This window comes from Stappia sp. BW2 (assembly GCF_008107695.1).
Taxonomy (GTDB): domain Bacteria; phylum Pseudomonadota; class Alphaproteobacteria; order Rhizobiales; family Stappiaceae; genus Roseibium.
Genome location: NZ_VIRG01000059.1, coordinates 1 through 394, shown reverse-complemented (window position 1 = coordinate 394; position 394 = coordinate 1). Strand labels below are relative to the sequence as shown.

Annotated in this window: 1 protein-coding gene; it reads right to left on the bottom strand. The window is 60.2% G+C overall.

Annotated features, from left to right (window positions below):
• Positions 1-394, bottom strand: a 394-nt coding sequence (locus tag FMN63_RS09675; RefSeq protein ID WP_286192575.1) for a 3-hydroxyacyl-CoA dehydrogenase family protein, incomplete at both ends; no start/stop codon positions are given.

Here is a 394-nt window from a genome sequence, read left to right as displayed (position 1 = left end):
GCGTAACCGATGCCGAAGATGCTGCCGATGTTGGCATCCTCCACCGTGCGTAGCACCCCTTCCTCCAGGCACCGGACCGTTTCGATGGCCTGGATAAACAGGATCCGGTCCTTCAGCTCCTGCAGTTCAACAGTCCTTGCCTTGTCGGTATCTACAAACAGGCTTTCCAGTTCCGGCCAAAGGTGTTTCTTGCCGTTGGCGGGATAGTCGTAGAAACCGGCGCCCGCGGCCTTGCCCTTGCGGCCGTGCTCGTTGACCATCGCATCAATGACCGCTTCCGCCGGGTGGGCGTTCCAGGTGCCGCCAGAGGCTTCGGTGTCCTTTTTGCTCTGGTCACGGATGTGCTGCATCAGGGTCATGCTGACTTCGTCGGAAATGGCGAGCGGCCCTACAG